Source organism: Microbacterium pumilum (assembly GCF_039530225.1).
GTDB lineage: Bacteria > Actinomycetota > Actinomycetes > Actinomycetales > Microbacteriaceae > Microbacterium > Microbacterium pumilum.
This window is the reverse complement of sequence record NZ_BAAAOH010000001.1, coordinates 2,433,536-2,450,419: the sequence shown is the minus strand read 5'-3', so window position 1 is coordinate 2,450,419 and position 16,884 is coordinate 2,433,536. Positions and strand designations below refer to the sequence as shown.

At 67.8% G+C, this 16,884-nt stretch carries 15 protein-coding genes and 1 rRNA gene; 4 read left to right on the top strand and 12 right to left on the bottom strand.

Annotated features, from left to right (window positions below; all coding sequences use genetic code 11):
• Positions 1-29: 29 nt before the first annotated feature.
• Positions 30-1,551 (bottom strand): 16S ribosomal RNA (locus ABD188_RS10775).
• Positions 1,552-2,123: 572 nt separating this feature from the next.
• On the opposite strand from ABD188_RS10775, the gene ABD188_RS10770 reads away from it, so the two are divergent.
• Positions 2,124-2,615 carry a HEAT repeat domain-containing protein gene (locus ABD188_RS10770; protein WP_344061742.1) on the top strand — a complete coding sequence of 164 codons (492 nt, stop codon included), beginning with the start codon at positions 2,124-2,126 and terminating at the stop codon, positions 2,613-2,615.
• Between the two features lie 124 nt (positions 2,616-2,739).
• Here ABD188_RS10770 and ABD188_RS10765 read toward each other — a convergent pair whose 3' ends face one another.
• Both ABD188_RS10765 and tyrS read right to left on the bottom strand, forming a co-directional pair.
• Entirely contained in the window at positions 2,740-3,591 is an 852-nt protein-coding gene (locus ABD188_RS10765) for a DUF4184 family protein (protein WP_344061739.1), read from the bottom strand.
• A 1-nt stretch (position 3,592) separates the two neighbouring features.
• Positions 3,593-4,897 carry a tyrosine--tRNA ligase gene (gene tyrS / locus ABD188_RS10760; RefSeq protein ID WP_344061736.1) on the bottom strand — a complete coding sequence of 435 codons (1,305 nt, stop codon included), beginning with the start codon at positions 4,895-4,897 and terminating at the stop codon, positions 3,593-3,595.
• A 210-nt stretch (positions 4,898-5,107) separates the two neighbouring features.
• On the opposite strand from tyrS, the gene ABD188_RS10755 reads away from it, so the two are divergent.
• Positions 5,108-5,728 (top strand): DNA-binding protein, encoded by a 621-nt coding sequence (locus ABD188_RS10755; protein WP_344061733.1) that lies wholly within the window; start codon positions 5,108-5,110, stop codon positions 5,726-5,728.
• A gap of 40 nt (positions 5,729-5,768) precedes the next feature.
• Positions 5,769-6,365: a hypothetical protein gene (locus ABD188_RS10750; RefSeq protein WP_344061730.1), complete on the top strand. Its 597-nt coding sequence runs from the start codon at positions 5,769-5,771 to the stop codon at positions 6,363-6,365.
• Between the two features lie 28 nt (positions 6,366-6,393).
• Here ABD188_RS10750 and argH read toward each other — a convergent pair whose 3' ends face one another.
• The 9 genes from argH to ABD188_RS10705 form a co-directional block, all read right to left on the bottom strand.
• Complete coding sequence (gene argH, locus ABD188_RS10745) at positions 6,394-7,824, bottom strand: argininosuccinate lyase (protein ID WP_344061728.1); 1,431 nt, start codon at positions 7,822-7,824, stop codon at positions 6,394-6,396.
• Positions 7,821-8,948, bottom strand: coding sequence for a DUF418 domain-containing protein (locus tag ABD188_RS10740; protein WP_344061725.1), 1,128 nt, complete (start codon positions 8,946-8,948; stop codon positions 7,821-7,823). Before ABD188_RS10740 ends, argH begins: the two co-directional genes overlap by 4 nt.
• 28 nt (positions 8,949-8,976) lie before the next feature.
• Entirely contained in the window at positions 8,977-9,900 is a 924-nt protein-coding gene (argF, locus tag ABD188_RS10735) for an ornithine carbamoyltransferase (RefSeq protein WP_344061722.1), read from the bottom strand.
• Positions 9,897-11,150 carry an acetylornithine transaminase gene (locus tag ABD188_RS10730; protein WP_344061719.1) on the bottom strand — a complete coding sequence of 418 codons (1,254 nt, stop codon included), beginning with the start codon at positions 11,148-11,150 and terminating at the stop codon, positions 9,897-9,899. Before ABD188_RS10730 ends, argF begins: the two co-directional genes overlap by 4 nt.
• Positions 11,147-12,052: an acetylglutamate kinase gene (gene argB, locus ABD188_RS10725; protein ID WP_344061716.1), complete on the bottom strand. Its 906-nt coding sequence runs from the start codon at positions 12,050-12,052 to the stop codon at positions 11,147-11,149. The genes ABD188_RS10730 and argB overlap by 4 nt, the downstream gene beginning before the upstream one ends.
• Positions 12,049-13,206, bottom strand: coding sequence for a bifunctional glutamate N-acetyltransferase/amino-acid acetyltransferase ArgJ (gene argJ, locus ABD188_RS10720; protein ID WP_344061713.1), 1,158 nt, complete (start codon positions 13,204-13,206; stop codon positions 12,049-12,051). The genes argB and argJ overlap by 4 nt, the downstream gene beginning before the upstream one ends.
• Entirely contained in the window at positions 13,203-14,279 is a 1,077-nt protein-coding gene (gene argC / locus ABD188_RS10715; RefSeq protein ID WP_344061711.1) for an N-acetyl-gamma-glutamyl-phosphate reductase, read from the bottom strand. Before argC ends, argJ begins: the two co-directional genes overlap by 4 nt.
• A gap of 61 nt (positions 14,280-14,340) precedes the next feature.
• Positions 14,341-14,466 carry a hypothetical protein gene (locus ABD188_RS10710; protein WP_344061708.1) on the bottom strand — a complete coding sequence of 42 codons (126 nt, stop codon included), beginning with the start codon at positions 14,464-14,466 and terminating at the stop codon, positions 14,341-14,343.
• Between the two features lie 171 nt (positions 14,467-14,637).
• Positions 14,638-15,612 (bottom strand): NAD-dependent epimerase/dehydratase family protein, encoded by a 975-nt coding sequence (locus tag ABD188_RS10705; RefSeq protein ID WP_344061705.1) that lies wholly within the window; start codon positions 15,610-15,612, stop codon positions 14,638-14,640.
• Between the two features lie 114 nt (positions 15,613-15,726).
• Between ABD188_RS10705 and ABD188_RS10700 the strand changes: the two genes are divergently transcribed.
• The gene (locus ABD188_RS10700) at positions 15,727-16,869 is read left to right on the top strand and encodes an AAA family ATPase (RefSeq protein ID WP_344061702.1); all 1,143 of its coding nucleotides are present in this window, start codon (positions 15,727-15,729) and stop codon (positions 16,867-16,869) included.
• Positions 16,870-16,884 lie beyond the last annotated feature (15 nt).

Here is a 16,884-nt window from a genome sequence, read left to right as displayed (position 1 = left end):
AGCACCGAAGTGCTCCAAATGCTCCTTAGAAAGGAGGTGATCCAGCCGCACCTTCCGGTACGGCTACCTTGTTACGACTTAGTCCTAATTACCGATCCCACCTTCGACGGCTCCCTCCACAAGGGTTGGGCCACCGGCTTCAGGTGTTACCGACTTTCATGACTTGACGGGCGGTGTGTACAAGACCCGGGAACGTATTCACCGCAGCGTTGCTGATCTGCGATTACTAGCGACTCCGACTTCATGAGGTCGAGTTGCAGACCTCAATCCGAACTGGGACCGGCTTTTTGGGATTCGCTCCACCTTACGGTATTGCAGCCCTTTGTACCGGCCATTGTAGCATGCGTGAAGCCCAAGACATAAGGGGCATGATGATTTGACGTCATCCCCACCTTCCTCCGAGTTGACCCCGGCAGTATCCCATGAGTTCCCACCATTACGTGCTGGCAACATAGAACGAGGGTTGCGCTCGTTGCGGGACTTAACCCAACATCTCACGACACGAGCTGACGACAACCATGCACCACCTGTTTACGAGTGTCCAAAGAGTTCTACATTTCTGCAGCGTTCTCGTATATGTCAAGCCTTGGTAAGGTTCTTCGCGTTGCATCGAATTAATCCGCATGCTCCGCCGCTTGTGCGGGTCCCCGTCAATTCCTTTGAGTTTTAGCCTTGCGGCCGTACTCCCCAGGCGGGGAACTTAATGCGTTAGCTGCGTCACGGAATCCGTGGAATGGACCCCACAACTAGTTCCCAACGTTTACGGGGTGGACTACCAGGGTATCTAAGCCTGTTTGCTCCCCACCCTTTCGCTCCTCAGCGTCAGTTACGGCCCAGAGATCTGCCTTCGCCATCGGTGTTCCTCCTGATATCTGCGCATTCCACCGCTACACCAGGAATTCCAATCTCCCCTACCGCACTCTAGTCTGCCCGTACCCACTGCAGGCCCGAGGTTGAGCCTCGGGTTTTCACAGCAGACGCGACAAACCGCCTACGAGCTCTTTACGCCCAATAATTCCGGATAACGCTTGCACCCTACGTATTACCGCGGCTGCTGGCACGTAGTTAGCCGGTGCTTTTTCTGCAGGTACCGTCACTTTCGCTTCTTCCCTGCTAAAAGAGGTTTACAACCCGAAGGCCGTCGTCCCTCACGCGGCGTTGCTGCATCAGGCTTGCGCCCATTGTGCAATATTCCCCACTGCTGCCTCCCGTAGGAGTCTGGGCCGTGTCTCAGTCCCAGTGTGGCCGGTCACCCTCTCAGGCCGGCTACCCGTCGACGCCTTGGTGAGCCATTACCTCACCAACTAGCTGATAGGCCGCGAGCTCATCCCTGACCGAAGTTCTTTCCAGCTGCTGAAGATGCCTTCGCAGCTCGTATCCGGTATTAGACGCCGTTTCCAGCGCTTATCCCAGAGTCAGGGGCAGATTGCTCACGTGTTACTCACCCGTTCGCCACTGATCCAGAGAGCAAGCTCTCTTTCACCGTTCGACTTGCATGTGTTAAGCACGCCGCCAGCGTTCATCCTGAGCCAGGATCAAACTCTCCGTAAAAGAATTTTGCTGCGAGCAGACCGGAATGGGTCGGCCCGAGCGAGTTTGATCTGACGATCGGATGTCATTGCTGACATCTCGTTTAATCTCAAAAGAATCTCATCGGCCAGACAAGCTGACCGCGAGGTTTTTTGGCATTTGACAAGTGCACACTGTTGAGTTCTCAAGGATCGGATGCTCCTGCGTTCTGACCTCTCGGCCGTCGTCGCAGGGCAACTTCTCTATCTTATCCGTCTCGTTCCGTCTGTCAAATCGGCGCGCCGTGAGTTCGAACTCTCGGTGTGCAGCCGATGACCGCGGTCCACGAGGTGGATTCCCCATCCTAGACCCGGGGGCCGGCACTCTCAATGGAGTGCTGTTCAGAAGGGGGTGGTTCTCCGCTTGAGGGGGGTGAGGCTCTCGGCCTCTCCGCTTCCCTGTGGGGCGAACAAGTAATAAGTTACGCGGGATCCGGGGGTTGGGCAAATCGAGGCTGCAGCCCGGGCGTGTCGGGGTCCAGGCCCGCGGAATCACGCGGATTCCGTCGACGGCGCGTCTGGCGCCGGCGGACGGTGCGGCGTAAGGTCCCGGCTATGGGAGACCCCCGGCATCCTGCGTCTCACAACGCCCTGCCCAAAGATCTCGCAGCCCAGGCTTCCGAGCTCTTCGGTCGTGAGACCATCGTGCTCTGGTGCGAGGAGCTGCTTGCGGGGCGCGCCGATGCCGATGACCCGGCCTGGCCCGACATCGCGTGGCTCGGCGGGACGATCGGGTGGGCGGACTACTGGGGCCGGGTATGGGGAGCCCGTGGCCTGTTGCACGTCGGCCCGCCGTCACACCCCGCCGTGGTGCTCGATGCGCTGTCGGACGTCTCGTGGCGCGTCCGCGAGATGAGCCTGAAGGTGGTCAGGCGTCACGGACTGGACGATCCCGACGGCATCATCGATCGCCTCGTCGACGATCCCGTCGAGCGGGTGCGCGTGCAGGCGTGGACGACGCTCGGCTGGCATCCGGATGCGTACGACGGGCCGCATCCGGGCACGGGGAGCATGGACATCACCGACCGGGAAGGTTCCCGGCCCTGACCACCGGCACCCAGTCGCCTCACGATTCCGCTGAAAGGCCAGCTGCTCCAGATCGGGCTCGACGCGCGGGCGGCCGCGCGGGTGATCGCGAAGGAACTCCGGGCGCGCCGAGCCGCGAAGGCGCTCAGACTTCCCGGCTGGCCCGAGGCGGGCGTTCGCGCATGCTGCGCACGACCTGCACGACGACGCACAACGCGAGCGTGATGACGCCCCACAGCGCGCACGCGGGTGGCAGCACGCGGTAGCCGAGGTGAGCGATCGTGAAGTCGCTGTCGAGCGGCCCATACGCGGCGAGACCGTTCAGCCATGCGGCGGCGAGGATCACCGGCAGCGAGATCCACCAGGCCCAGCGCACCCATCGCGGCAGCACTCGGATGACGGCGGCAGCGGCATCCCGTTTCACCAGCCAGATCGTCGCCCACACGGCCAGGATCACGAGCCCGATCACGCTGGAGCCGTGCTGCAGCCACTTGTAGCCGGTGAGCGGTCCCCAGCGGTCGTTCAGCGCCGGGACGACCTCGGCACCCCACCGCCCTTCGTGCGTGAAGAGGTCCCACACGATGTGGCTGACTACGCCGATCGCCAGCGAGAGCAGCAGCAGCGCGATCCCCAGCCACGACGCGTGCCAGCGCCGGGGCCTACCGGGACGGCGCTCCGCCGCGATGCCGAACGTGTCAAGGAGCGCGCGCGCACTCCCCCGGTCCCAGGCCCGTGGGAATCGCGATGCGAGCCACTCCGGCGACAGTTCCCGCACAGCGGGTCGGAGGAGGCACCGCCACACCAGTAGGAGCGCGAGAGCGAGGAGGATCGTCGCCGGAAGCCACGCGAGGTCGTGGGTCTTCGCGTAGTCGAGCCCGCCCGCGCGCACGAACAGGGGCAGATCCGGCGCCATGGCGCCGACCGCGACGGCGGCCGGCACGAGCGGCGTGCGGACGAACGGCAGAGCGATGACCGCGTGGCTCGGTGTGAAGGGCACGCTATCGAATGACGAACACGCCCGCGAGCGTCTTCTTGCCGCGGCGCAGGACGGACACCCCGCCGGGCAGCGCGCCCGTGACGAGGGCGGTCTCGTCCGCGACTTTCGCGCCGTCGAGAGACACCCCGCCCTGCGCGATCGCGCGACGTGCTTCGCCGAGGCTCGCCACGAGGCCGGTCTCGACGAGCGCATGGACGACCGTGGTTCCGGTGGGCAGCTCGGCGTGCGGAAGTTCCCACAGTGCGGCGGCAAGGGTGTCGGCGTCGAGAGTGGTCAGGTCACCCTGGCCGAAGAGGGCATCGGATGCCGCGATCGCCGCGGCGGCGGCATCCGTCCCGTGAACAAGCGACGTGACCTCGAGGGCGACCCGCTTCTGCCCGATCCGGCGGAACGGCTCGGCCGTGTGCGCGGCCGCCACCTCGTCGATCTGCGCTCGGGTCAGGAACGTGAAGACCTTGAGCCGATCGACGACGTCCGCGTCATCGGTGTTGAGCCAGAACTGGTACATCGCGTAGGGACTCGTCAACTGCGGATCCAGCCAGATCGCGTTCCCCTCGCTCTTGCCGAACTTGCGGCCGTCGCTGTTGGTGATGAGCGGCGTGCCGATCGCGTGGACGCTCGCTCCCTCGGCCTTGTGGATGAGGTCGACGCCGCTCGTGAGGTTGCCCCACTGGTCGCTGCCGCCGGTCTGCAGCACGCAGCCGTATTGCAGGAACAGCTCGCGGTAGTCCAGCCCCTGCAGGATCTGGTAGCTGAACTCGGTGTAGCTGATGCCCTCGTCGGAATTGAGTCGCGCGCTGACGGCATCCTTCTTCAGCATCGTTCCCACGCGGTAGTGCTTGCCGATGTCGCGGAGGAAGTCGATCGCGCTCATCGGCGCGGTCCAGTCCAGGTTGTTGACCATGCGGGCGGCATTCTCGCCGTCGAAGCTCAGGAACCGCTCGATCTGCGAGCGGAGGTACCCGACCCACTCGGCGACGGTCTCCTTGGTGTTGAGCGTGCGCTCGGCCGAGGGGCGCGGGTCGCCGACCAGTCCCGTCGATCCGCCGACGAGACCCAGCGGCTTGTGCCCGGCGAGCTGGATGCGTCGCATCGTCAGCAGCTGAACGAGGTTGCCCAGGTGCAGGCTCGGTGCGGTGGGGTCGAAGCCGCAGTAGTACGTGATCGGATCACCGGCGAGCAGGTCGCGCAGCGTCTCCTGGTCGGTGGACACGTGAACCAGTCCTCGCCAGACGATCTCGTCCCAGATGCTCTCGAACGTCGGGTCATTGGCGGGGGTGGTCGAAGTCACGGGGGGGCCAGGCACGCGAGCCAGATTATCAGCGGGCGCGGGATGCCTCGGCCGGGCCGGCGACGGCGGTCGCCGCATCCGCGTGCACGTTCTTCTCGCGGAGCACGGGTACTGATACAAGCTCACAAGCTTGATTCGGTCACCATTTAGCTTCACAGCTTGACACACTTTATTTGACAGACTAAACAAGTGTGATAGTTTGTTTCAGAGCTAAAGGAAGGCGTCATGTTCGTGATCACCGCGGATCAGCGCGACAGTCGCTCAGGCGACGATCTCGTGCCCAAGGCCATCGACGACGTCGTCCGGCTGGCCGGCATCCGTGCGACATCCACACCGGAACGCACTGCCGGCGACGAACTGCAGGTCGCGGATCGGGATGCCGACGCCGTGCTCGCCATCGTCCTGCATCTGACCCGGCTCGGCACCTGGAGCGTCGGCGTGGGGATCGGGGCCGTCGAGGCGCCTCTCCCCGCCAGCGTCCGGGCCGGGCGGGGGGAGGCGTTCGTATATGCGCGCGACGCGGTCGAGCGTGCGAAGCGCACCCCCACCCGACTCGCCGTCACTGGGAGCGACGAAGCGGCGACGGACGCCGAGGCCCTGGTTCGCCTGATGGTGGAACTGCGCGACCGTCGCACTGCCGAAGGCTGGGAGGTGTACGACCTGCTCGCCGACGGGATGAGCCAGCGCGACGCCGCGAAGCGACTGGGCATCACCGAGGGCGCCGTGAGCCTACGGGCGAAGGCGGCGGGCCTGAGGGCCGAGGAGGGGGCGCTCCCCGCGCTCGGTCGAGTGCTGGCCGGTGCGGACAAGCCCGACGGCGATGGCGATGGGGACGGCGCGGCGTAGGCACCCAGCGTTCGTCGGTGGTGCGTGCGAGACTGACGAAATGGTGATCCCCGACGTGCTGCTCGCAGCCATCCTGTCGATCTTCCTGTTCCTCGCTCTGGGTGCGGCATTGACGCTCATCATCGTGAATCTGCGCAAGCCCACGGACCTGCCGCTCTTCATTGCCGGCGGACTCGTGGTGCTGTGCCTTCTGGTGGTCGTCGTCACGCCGGTGAACGTCCCGGTGATCGTCGGTCTCGTGATCGCGATGATGGGCATCGCGCTCGCCGTTCTCGGGGGCAATCCGGTCACCCGCCGAGTGCTGACCATCGCGACGCACGGCCGCGTGACAGACGGTGCCAACGGCGGAATCATGCTGCGGGCGCAGACGGGCGGCGAGCCGGCCGCGGTCGACGCGCCGCCCCGTGAAGTGCTGCGCGGCGGCACCACGATCGGCTACCTCGAACGGTTGGGCGTCGCGATCGCGATCGTCGCCGGCTATCCCGAGGCGATAGCGATCGTCGTGGCCATCAAGGGCATCGGTCGGTTCTCGGAACTCGCCGCGCCAGAAGCACGCGAGCGCTTCATCATCGGCACGCTCGCGAGCTTGTTATGGGCGTGCATCGTGGGGGGACTCGTCCGGCTGGCGATCTGGTGATTCGCGCCGGCCGGTCGGACCTGCCGGCCTAGAGCCCCAGTGCGTGGGCGACGGCCTGCGAGCGTGCCACGAGCTCGGCACGCTGTTCGGCGACTCGGATGGGCGCGGTGCCTCCGACGCCGTCGCGGCTGGCCACCGAGCCCTCGATCGTGAGGACCTCGCGCACGTCGGGAGTCAGGTGAGGCGACACCGACGCGAGCATGTCGTCGGTGACCTCGCCGAGCTCGATCCCCTTCGATTCGCAGAGCCGCACGAGCTGCCCGGAGATCTCGTGCGCGTCGCGGAACGGGATGCCGACCCTGACGAGCCAGTCGGCGACGTCCGTCGCGAGCGAGAAGCCCTGCGGTGCGAGCTCGGCCATCCGCGCGGTGTCGAAACGCATGGTCGCGACCATCCCCGCGAACGCCGGCAGCAGGACTTCGAGGGTCGCGACCGAGTCGAAGACCGGCTCCTTGTCTTCCTGGAGGTCTCGGTTGTACGCGATCGGCAGCCCCTTGAGGGTCGTGAGCAGGCCCGTCAGGTTGCCGACCAGGCGACCGGCCTTTCCGCGCGCGAGCTCGGCGATATCGGGGTTCTTCTTCTGGGGCATGATGCTCGACCCCGTCGAATACCCGTCGTCGAGAGTGACGAACGCGAACTCTCGCGTGTTCCACAGGATGACGTCCTCGGCGAACCGCGAAAGATCGATCCCGATCTGCGCCGCGATGTAGGCGAACTCGGCGACGACATCGCGCGCGGACGTGCCATCGAGCGAATTCTCGGCCGGACGATCGAGACCGAGCTCGTCGGCGATCAGCTGGGGATCGAGGCCCAGCGTCGAGCCCGCGAGCGCTCCCCCGCCGTACGGCGAGACCGCCGCGCGGGCCGACCAGTCACGGAGCCGCTCGAGGTCACGCACGAGGGGCCAGCCGTGCGCCTGAAGATGGTGCGCGAGCAGGATCGGCTGGGCGTGCTGAAGGTGGGTTCGTCCGGGCATGATCGCGGCGGGGTGCGCCTCGGCCTGCGCAACGATCGCGTCGATGAGACGCAGGATGTCGCGCGCGACCGTGCGCGAGTGATCGAGCAGGTACATCCGCACCAGGGTCGCGATCTGGTCGTTGCGACTGCGGCCCGCGCGCAGCTTGCCCCCGACGCCCGGGCCCACGATGCGGATCAGCGCCTGCTCGAGCGCGCCGTGGACGTCCTCATCCGTCGGGTCGGGCAGCAGCGTGCCTTCCGTGATGCCGATCGCGAGCTCGTCGAGACCGGCGTGCATCGTGCGCTCTTCGTCGGCCGTGAGGTAGCCCGCGGCGGCGAGCGCCTTCGCGTGGGCGTGGGATCCCGCGATGTCGTAGAGCGCGAGCGCCCAGTCGAAATGCGTGGAGCGGCTCAGCGCGGCCAGTTCGGGCGATGGCCCGGAAGCGAAGCGGGCGCCCCAGAGGGCGCCTTCGTTGGTTGCATCCGACTTGCCTGGGCTCACCGCTCAACCCTACCGACGCGACCGGGCGCCATGAGCCGTGCGAGCCGGTCGACGACCCATTCGAGCGGGCCGCGTCCGACGAGGAGCGCCCACGCCGTGCACGCAGCGATCGTCCAGAGTGCGAGGGGCCAGAACGGTTCCAGATCGCGGAAGCCGCGAAGGTCGCCGGCATCGCCGAGCACGGCGGTCGCGACGATCGCCCAGACGACCAGCTGCGCCACGTACGCGGTGAGCGGCATCGCCCCCACAGCGCGAAGGGGCAGCACGACCCACGTCAGAACGGTCCGGCAGAGCAGGAGGCAGGCACCGATCACGGCGAGCGCGAAGCCTCCCGTTCCGATCACCTCGAGAACGCCGCTCGAGTGCGCGCGAGAGGTCCAGACCGCGCCCCAATACGAGATCGCCTCGGCCGCGTCGCCGGCGCCGGTTACGGCATCCAACCCGTAGCCGATCACCGCCAGCAGGGCGCCGGCTCCCAGCATCCACAGTTGGACGCGTGCGCGCAGGATGCCGGCCCGCGCGACGCCCAGTCCCGCGAGGACGAACGCGATCCACACCGTGAACGGGTAGTGCCAGCCGAGCAGCGTCGACAGATCGCTCCCCGCCGGCGTCGACCAGAGCGGCAGCGAATCGAGTGCCACCTGAATGACGGGCATCACCACGGCCAGGGTTCCGGCGAGGAGGAGAAGGGCTCGCGCCCCGAAGACGATGAACGGAAGGGCGAGCAGGAACAGGATCGCGTAGGCGGGCAGGATCACGTAGACCGGCACCCGACTCCATATCAGCAGGAGGCCGATGAGCCACAACAGACCCGCTCTCACGACCAGACGCAGCCGCACGACCTCGAGCCGGTGACCGGTCAGCGGCGTTCTGCCTCCGGTCACGATGCCGATGGAAACTCCGGCGAGCGTTGCGAAGAGGATGGAGGAGCGCCCGTTGACGATGTCGACCCACGTCGAGGAGTCGGCGAAATCGAGAGGCTCGATCCACAGCAGGTGGGCCGCGAACATCCCGAGCACCGCGAGCCCGCGTGCGAGGTCGACTCCGCCGATGCGGTGCGGACCGTTCAGCCGCTCCCAGCGTTCGGCCAGGTGCGAGCGTTTCGTCTCACGTCGCTCGCTCAACGACCGGGAGCCTGCCATCGAGCTCGGCCTACTCCTGCCGGAGCAGCCACACCAGCAGCGCCTTCTGTGCGTGGAGGCGGTTCTCGGCCTCGTCCCACACGACACTCTGCGGACCGTCGATCACCTCGGCCTCGACCTCGTAACCGCGATCCGCGGGAAGGCAGTGGATGAAGATCGCCTCGGGCTTGGCGAGGAACATCAGCTCCTGCGTCACCTTGTAGGCACCGAGGTCGCGCAGCCGTGCGAGCTTCTCCTCCTCCTTGCCCATCGACACCCACGTGTCGGTCACGATCACGTCGGCCCCTGCCGCCGCCTCGTTCGCGTCGGTGTAGAGGGTGACCGAGCCTCCGGTTTCGGCGGCCCGGCGATCGGCATCCGCGATCACGTCTTCGCGTGGCGCGTACACCTCGGGTGACGCGACCCGCACGTGCATGCCCGCCGTGACGCACGCCAGCACGTAGGAGTGGGCCATGTTCGACATCCCGTCGCCGAAGAACGCCAGCGTGAGCCCGGCGAGCTCGCCCTTGTGCTCGCGGATCGTCAAGAGATCCGCCAGCAGCTGACACGGATGGAAGTCGTCGCTCAAGGCGTTGATCACGGGAACCCGGGTGCCGGCAGCCATTTCCTCGATGCCCGCCTGCGCGTAGGTCCGCCAGACGATCGCGGCGACCTGGCGCTCGAGCACCCGCGCCGTGTCGGCGGGTGTCTCCTTGCCGCCGAGCTGACTGTTCGCGGTGGAGATGATCAACGGCGACCCGCCGAGGTCGGCGATGCCGACCGCGAACGAGACGCGCGTGCGGGTGGATGACTTGTCGAAGATCACCGCGACCGTCTGAGGGCCTTCGAGGGGCTTGAGCTTCCAGCGGTCCTTCTTCAGCTCGATCGCGAGGTCGATGATCTCGGTCTGTTCGGCCAAGGTCAGATCGTCGTCGCGCAGCAGATGGCGGGTCACTCCGACTCCCTTCGGTCGCTCAGGACGGCGCCCGCGGGCACGTCCTCGGTGGGCGTGGCATCGAGCAGCAACGCGTGCTCGACAGTGTGCAGCGCCGCCGTGAACAGTGAGATGAACTCGTCGATCTCGACGTCTCCGATGTTGAGCGCCGGGACCAGCCGGATCGTCTGTTCGTTCGGCGCGTTGATGATGAGGCCGTGCTCCTGCGCCGCGGCGACGACGGCCTTCGCGAGCGGATGCCGCAACCCGATGCCGATGAGAAGGCCCTGACCGCGGCATCCGTCGATCAGAGTCGTGTCGATCGCAGCGATCGCCGCACGCAGCTGCTCGCCCCGCTCGGCGGCGTTGCGGACGAGGTCTTCCCGTTCGATCTCGGCGAGCACGGCACTCGACACGGCCGTGCCGAGGGCGTTGCCGCCGAACGTCGAGCCGTGCGTCCCCGGGTAGAACAGGTCGCTCGCGGCGCCGAAAGTGATGAGGGCCCCGATCGGGAAGCCACCGCCGATGCCCTTGGCGACCGTGATCGCATCAGGGGTGATGCCGGCGTGCTGGAACGCGAACCATTCGCCCGTGCGGCCGGCGCCGGTCTGGATCTCGTCGAGGATCAGCAGCACACCGTGTCGCTCGGTCAGCTCGCGCGCTGCTCGCAGATAGCCGTCGGGCAGGTCGATCACGCCCGCCTCGCCCTTGATCGGCTCGACGAACAGAGCCGAGACGCGCTCGTCGAGCGCCGCTTCGAGTGCCTCGATCGTGGAGTCGATGAACTCCACGCCCGGGGTCATCGGCAGGAACGGCTCCTGCATGTGCGGCTTGCCGGTGAGCGCCAAGGTGCCCATGGTGCGGCCGTGGAAGGCGTCCGTGAGCGCCAGGATTCGCGGCCGCTCGGTTCCGCCGTGGAGGCGGGCGAGCTTGAACGCCGCCTCGTTCGCCTCGGCGCCGGAGTTGCCGAAGTAGACGCGCCCCGAGTCACCGGTGCCGGAGAGGCGCTTGAGACGCCCCGCGAGCTCGAGCTGCGGCAGCGTGGCGAAGTAGTTCGAGACGTGCGCGAGTGTCGCCGCCTGCCCCGCGATCGCCTCGACGAACGCCGGGTGGGCGTGGCCGAGCGAGTTCACCGCGATCCCGGCGAGGAAATCGAGGTATCGCCTGTCGTCGGCATCCCACAGATAGGCCCCCTCGCCGCGGACGAACAGCGCCATCCGGTCACCGAAGCTGCGGACGAGGTCGCGTCCGGCGTCATCCTGCCATGTCATCCGAGCACCACCTCTGTTCCGATTCCCTTGCTGGTGAAGATCTCCGCGAGCACCGAGTGCGGCACTCGTCCGTCGATGATCGCGGCGGTCTCCACACCGCCTTCGACGGCCTCGAGGCACGCCCGCATCTTCGGGATCATGCCCGACTCGAGCTGCGGCAGCATCGCGCGCAGTTCGGTGGAGGTCAGATGCGACACGAGCGACTCGCGATCCGGCCAGTCGGCGTAAAGCCCCGCCACGTCGGTGAGCACGACGAGTTTCGCGGCACCGAGCGCCACGGCGAGCGCGGATGCCGCCGCATCCGCATTCACGTTCAGTGAGTGTCCGGGGTGGTCGAGGTCGGGCGCGATGCTCGAGACCACGGGGATCCGGCCCGCTGCGAGGTGATCGAGCACCGGCTGCGGATCGACCGTCACGACGTCGCCGACGCGGCCGAGGTCGTGCTCGACGCCGTCGACGACGACGCCGCGGCGACGACCGCCGAACAGACCCGCGTCCTCACCGCTGAGCCCGGTGGCGCGCGGGCCGTGCTCGTTGATCTTCCCCACGAGCTGGGGGTTGATCTGGCCCGTCAGCACCATCCGCACCACGCTGATCGCCTCGGTGCTCGTCACGCGGTACCCGCCCTTGAACTCGCTCGGAATCGAGAGCCGATCGAGCATGGACGAGATCTGAGGTCCGCCGCCGTGGACGACCACGGGTTTGACCCCGACGTACCGGAGGTAGGCGATGTCGGCGGCGAACGCATCCTGCAGCTCTTCGGACACCATCGCGTTGCCGCCGTACTTGATCACGATGATCTGATCGCCGAACCGGCGCAGCCACGGCAGCGACTCGATGAGGGTGGCGGCCTTCGCGCTGGCCTCGCCGGGATCGGTGTCCTGGATGTCGACGTCGGTCATGAGGAGTACGCGCTGTTCTCGTGGACGTAGTCGTGCGTCAGGTCGTTGGTGAGGATGATCGCTCCCGCGGTGCCCGTTTTGAGGTCGATCACGAGCCGCGTCGCACGCGGCGTGAGATCGACATCCTCGCGCGGGCGATCTGGACCGCCCTGCGTGCACACGCGGACGCCGTTCATCCAGACGTCGACGTCGTACGGATCGAACTCGGCGTCCGTCGTGCCGATCGCCGCGAGCACGCGCCCCCAGTTGGGGTCGTTGCCGAAGATGGCGGCCTTGAAGAGGTTGTTGCGAGCGACGCTGCGGCCGACCTCGACCGCATCCTGCTCGGATGCCGCATTCTCCACGACGATCCGGATGTCGTGGCTCGCGCCCTCGGCATCGCTCTGCAGCTGCTCGGAGAGATCGATGCAGACCGCCGTCAGTGCCTCGCGGAATGCTTGGGGGGTCGGGGTGATGCCGCTCGCGCCGCTCGCCATGAGGGTGACCTGGTCGTTGGTCGACATGCATCCGTCCGAGTCGAGCCGGTCGAAGCTCACGCGGGTCGCATGACGCAGATGCTCGTCCGCCGCTGCCGCGTCGAGCATTGCGTCGGTCGTGATCACCACGAGCATCGTCGCCAGCCCGGGTGCCAGCATCCCGGCACCCTTGGCCATGCCGCCGATCGTCCAGCCGTCCGTGGTCACGATGGAGCGCTTCGGCTTCGAGTCGGTCGTCATGATGGCGAGGGATGCCGCTTCTCCGCCGTCCGTCGCGAGGGCGGCGATGCCCTGCTCGACCCCCTCGAGCACCTTGGCGCGGAACACCCCGTCGCCGGTGCCGATGAGACCCGTCGAGCAGATCAGGATGTCGCCGGCGCTCACGCCCAGCAGCGCGGCGGCCTTCTCGGCGGTCTGATGCGTGGTCTGGAAGCCGAACGACCCGGTGAAGCAGTTCGCTCCGCCGGAGTTCAGCACGATCGCCTCGACGACGCCGTCCTGCACCGCCTGCTGCGACCAGATGATGGGGTTCGCCTTCGCGCGGTTGCTCGTGAAGACTGCAGCACCGACCTTGAGGGGACCGCGATTGACGACGACAGCGACATCGGGCTTGCCGGTCGACTTGAGGCCGACGGCGACTCCCGATGCCTCGAACCCCTGCGCGGCGGTCACACTCACGGCGCCACCCCGTTCACCGTCAGCGCCTGGCCCTCTGGGAGGCCCAGCGCGATGTTCATCGACTGGACGGCAGCGCCCGCGGTGCCCTTCACGAGGTTGTCGACGGCGGCGACGACAACGACCCGATTCGCAGCGCGATCGATCGCGAGCCCGAGGAGCGCCGTGTTGGCTCCGAGCACATCGGCGGTGCGGGGGAAGTCCCCCGCGGGCAGCAGCTGCACGAACGTCTCGTCGCCATACGCCGTCTCCCAGGCGCCGCGGATGTCGTCATCCGTCGCGCCCGGTGCGATGGGCGCGGTCGAGGTGGCCAGTATCCCCCGGGCCATGGGCACGATGATCGGTGTGAATGAGATCCGGATGCCCTCATCCGAGCCCACCTGGATCCCTGAGCCCGTCGAAGGGCGTGCCGCAGCGAGCGCCTGCCGGATCTCGGGGATGTGCCGGTGCGTGCCGCCGACGGAATACGGGTTGGCGCTGCCGAGGATCTCGCTCGCGAGCAGGTTCGGACGCAGGCTCTTGCCCGCGCCGGAGGGGCCGACGGCCAGGACGGTGACGATGTCGGACGGATCGATGACCCCCGCAGCAACGCCCGGCGCGAGACTCAGGCTCACCGTCGAGGCATTGCACCCGGGCGCGGCGATCCGGGTCGCCGAGACCAGCCGCTCGCGCTGCCTGGCCCCCGCCACCGGCAGCTCGGGCACGCCGTACGTCCAGGGCTCGTGGAAGTCGCCGCCGTAGAACCGGTCCCAGTCCGCGATGGATTCGAGGCGGTGGTCGGCGCCCGCGTCGATGACGAGGGGGGTGTCGTGAAGCGCGTCGGTGAACGGGCCGGACTGGCCGTGCGGCAGCGCCAGGAACACGATGTCGTGGCCCTCGAGGACCTCGGGAGTCGTGTCCTGAAGCGTGAGGTGCGCGAGCGAGCGGAGGTGCGGCTGGTGCTGGATGAGAGGCTGTCCCGCGTTCGAATGCGCGGTGACGGTGCGGATCTCGACGTCGGGATGTGCGGCGAGGATACGAAGGATCTCGCCGCCCGCATAGCCGGATGCGCCGGAGACGGCGACCGAATATGTCATGGGTTCCACCTTAGAGTCTGGGTTGATGAGCCGGAGGCGGCGACGCCCGCGGCTGCCCTCCTCAGAAGGTGCGCAGGGTCGCCGGAAGTCGGCGTCCGCCCAGCGGTCGGCGCACGGGAACGGCGCTCAGTGCGCCCTTCGACAGGCTCAGGAACCGCGTGAACTGCGGGAGCGTCGTCGAGGGCATGGGCCGACGATAGCGGCCGCGCCGCGGCATCCGCAAATCGATGTCGGCCTGAGGCCCTGCTTCTCCCCTCCTTTCCGCGAGTGCGCATGCAGTCGGCGACATCACAGGTGATGGGGGTCAGCAGCGTGCGTCTTCGCCGAGATCATGTGCTCTCGGCGGAGGGGTCGGGGTTCACAGGTCGGCGAGGAGCGCGAGCTCATCGGCGCGCGACAGGCCCGAGACCCGCTCGCGGTCGAGGCCGCGCGCACGCTCGTCCGCGAGTGTGCGCTCCAGCGTCTCGCGGAGGTCGCGAAGGCGTCCCCCGGCGGTCCGGTAGGCCGCGATGGAGCGGGTCGCGAAGCCCGGCATGTCGCGAGGCAGCCACAGCGGCAAGGACCTCGGCCCTGCCCAGTGCGCGACGTCATGCGCGGTGAGCCAGTCGTCGTCGGCCTCGCGGAGATCGCCCGTATGTCCGGCGGTCTCACGGGCGAGCGCCAGCAGCGCCCCGAGCGGCATCGTGTCACCGGTCGCATTCGCCGTTCCGTGCCACCGCTCCGAGCCGCGGGCGACGATGAACTCCGCGAGGTCGTCCACGTCGATCACCTGGGCGTTCAGTCCGTCGAGCGTCGGCGCGAGCACCGGCTCGGCGCCGGCGAGCGCGAACCTCCCCACCCAGTACCCGAACCGGTCGGTGGGATCTCCGGGCCCGACGATCAGCCCGGGCCGCACGATCGCCGCGCGGTCGCCGAGCGCGCCCCGCACCGACGCCTCCGCGGCCGACTTCGCCCGACCGTAGTCATACTCCTCGCCGCGGACGGCCGGCTCGTGCAGGTCGGCGGTCTCGTCGGCGCCCACGTCGTCGTCGCCCGCATAGACCGAGAGCGATGAGACGTAGGTCCAATGCCGGGTCTGCCCGGCGAGCGCCGCCACGGCAGCAGCGACGTGCTCGGGCATCGACGAGATGTCGACGATCTCGTCCCAGTCCTTGCGCGCCACGACGTCGTACGCATCGGGCGCCGAACGATCGGCGACCACCAGCTGTGCACCGCGAGGCGCCGGCCGTCCGCCGCGCGCGAGGCACGTGACGGACGCTCCTTCCGCCGGCCAGCGCGCCGCGACGCGTCCGCTCAGCCAGCCGGTTCCGCCCAGGATCAGCACGTCGGTCATGCCTCCATCCCACCAGACGACGATTCGCCGCGGCATCCTCCTCCGCCGTCGGCCGAACAGCGAGGTCCTGTCGCCAACCCATGACGTGGCCCCCCACGCTGGCAGGATGGGGCGATGCTGACCACTGTCGCCGTCGCGGGCTATCGGTCGTTGCGTGACGTCGTCGTTCCGCTGGGCCCACTCACGGTCGTGACGGGACCGAACGGGTCGGGCAAGTCGAATCTATATCGCGCGCTGCGCCTGCTGTCGACAGCGGCGTCCGGATCGATCGTGGCGGGTGTGGCGGCGGAGGGCGGGCTGCCTTCGATCATGTGGGCCGGCCCGGAGTCGCCGACCGGCGAAGCACGCGTCCAGGGAACGGTGCGCAAAGGTCCGCGCGCGCTGCTGCTCGGTTACGCGAGTGACGAGCTCGGCTACCTCGTCGACCTGGGACTCCCGCAGGTGGTCGGTCCGACGCTCTTCGACCGGGACCCGGAGCTCAAGCGCGAACAGGTGTTCGCGGGTCCGTTCGCGAAGCCCGCGACCCTTCTCATCGACCGGACGCGCGCGGCGACCCGGATGCGCGACGGATCGTGGCGCACGCTCGACCAGCCGCTGATGCCCTACGAGACGATCCTGACCGACCTCGCCGAGGGAGACACCGGTCCGGAATTGCTCGGACTCCGGCGTGTGCTGTCGGGCTGGCGGTTCTACGACAACTTCCGCACGGATCCGGGCGCACCCGTGCGGATGTCGCAGATCGGCACGCGCACGCAGACGCTCGCGCACGATGGATCGGATCTCGCCGCGGTGTGGGCGACGATCCAGGATGCCGGGCGCGGCGCATCGCTCGACCGCGAAGTCGAGCGGGCGTTCCCCGGCTCGCGGGTCACGGTGACCGGGGAGGATGGGCGGCTGCGGCTCGTCATGGACCAGCCCGGCCTGCTTCGTCCGCTCGAGACGTCAGAACTGTCGGATGGAACGCTTCGCTACCTCCTGCTGTGCGCGGCGCTGCTGCCCGCTCACCCCGCGCCGCTCATCGTGCTCAACGAGCCCGAATCGAGCCTGCACCCCGATCTGATCGCCCCACTCGCAGAACTCATCGTCGCGGCATCCGATCGGTCGCAGGTCGTGGTCGTGACCCACGCCGAACTTCTCGCGAACGCACTCGAGTCGGCCGGTGCCATGACCCATCGGCTTCGAGCGGATGCCGCGGGCACCGTCGTCGACGGACAGGGAGCGCTCGACCGTCCGGCCTGGAACTGGGGTTCGCGTTGATCCTCAGATGAACAG

What these genes read in the sequence shown, in the direction of transcription:
- ABD188_RS10705 (WP_344061705.1), bottom strand. Translation starts at nt 15,612, where the DNA reads ATGACCGACGTGCTGATCCTGGGCGGAACCGGCTGGCTGAGCGGACGC.
- ABD188_RS10755 (WP_344061733.1), top strand. Translation starts at nt 5,108, where the DNA reads ATGTTCGTGATCACCGCGGATCAGCGCGACAGTCGCTCAGGCGACGAT.
- ABD188_RS10750 (WP_344061730.1), top strand. Translation starts at nt 5,769, where the DNA reads ATGGTGATCCCCGACGTGCTGCTCGCAGCCATCCTGTCGATCTTCCTG.
- ABD188_RS10700 (WP_344061702.1), top strand. Translation starts at nt 15,727, where the DNA reads ATGCTGACCACTGTCGCCGTCGCGGGCTATCGGTCGTTGCGTGACGTC.
- ABD188_RS10710 (WP_344061708.1), bottom strand. Translation starts at nt 14,466, where the DNA reads ATGCCCTCGACGACGCTCCCGCAGTTCACGCGGTTCCTGAGCCTGTCG.
- argC (WP_344061711.1), bottom strand. Translation starts at nt 14,279, where the DNA reads ATGACATATTCGGTCGCCGTCTCCGGCGCATCCGGCTATGCGGGCGGC.
- argB (WP_344061716.1), bottom strand. Translation starts at nt 12,052, where the DNA reads ATGACCGACGTCGACATCCAGGACACCGATCCCGGCGAGGCCAGCGCG.
- ABD188_RS10730 (WP_344061719.1), bottom strand. Translation starts at nt 11,150, where the DNA reads ATGACATGGCAGGATGACGCCGGACGCGACCTCGTCCGCAGCTTCGGT.
- ABD188_RS10770 (WP_344061742.1), top strand. Translation starts at nt 2,124, where the DNA reads ATGGGAGACCCCCGGCATCCTGCGTCTCACAACGCCCTGCCCAAAGAT.